This window comes from Vibrio sp. 378, assembly GCF_033339435.1.
Genome location: NZ_JAWOUO010000384.1, coordinates 1 through 793 on the forward strand (window position 1 = coordinate 1; position 793 = coordinate 793).

1 protein-coding gene and 1 pseudogene are annotated in these 793 nt (G+C 40.0%); both read right to left on the bottom strand.

Going from position 1 to position 793, the window contains the following annotated elements; genetic code table 11:
- Nucleotides 1-570, bottom strand: a 570-nt coding sequence (locus R7Q48_RS26420) for an IspD/TarI family cytidylyltransferase (RefSeq protein ID WP_318133165.1), incomplete at its 3' end; no start/stop codon positions are given.
- A 9-nt stretch (nt 571-579) separates the two neighbouring features.
- A pseudogene (locus R7Q48_RS26425) lies at nt 580-793 on the bottom strand (polysaccharide pyruvyl transferase family protein); the annotation flags it as partial.

Below are 793 nucleotides of genomic sequence, written 5' to 3' on the forward strand. Positions count from 1 at the left end.
GATCGCTTCGGTGTAACAGTCCTCACGCGCTTGACGATGTACTTTAAGAATATCGCGCAAATAAAAGCTTTGTGGCGCTTTCGCTAATCGAGATAACGAACGATCGTGAACGTCTTTCACGACGTCTTCATTGTCGACAAGGACAAAGGTCTCTACTGGAGGACAAGTAGTGATCGCACTACCGTGACTTTTGACCGCTTCGATATTTCGGTTGATAATTTCGTCATTGATTAAAGGTCGAACGCCATCATGAATCAATACAACAGAGTTATGATCAAACTCTTCTTCTATCTTACATAAGCCGTTAAATATAGACTCCTGGCCAGTTTCACCACCGGGAATAACAAACTTCACTTTCTGAATATCAAATTTGAACAACAGTTTACGTAAATAATCGATCCACGGTTCAACGCAAACCACAACAATGGCATCAATGTTTTTGTTCTCTTCAAACTTCTCAAGTGTATATATAATTACTGGCTTGTTATATAGCTCTAAAAACTGCTTCGGTTTAGTGCTGTTTTGCATTCGGGTTCCGACACCACCAGCAAAAATCAAGGCAACATTCATAATTCACTCCTAAATCATAGATATCATTTTGTTAATGCTCGTGTTCACCGTCTCTCTATATCGCTCATAGTGATTAGGTTCGTAACCTTCCGCGACAGACAGGGTTAAGCGATCAATGATCTCATTTGCATCAAAATCTTGATGGGAAAAGAAACGTTCTGGATAACCTATACACTCACCGAACATTTTGACTTTATTGTTCCAAACAAGCCCTACTACAGGA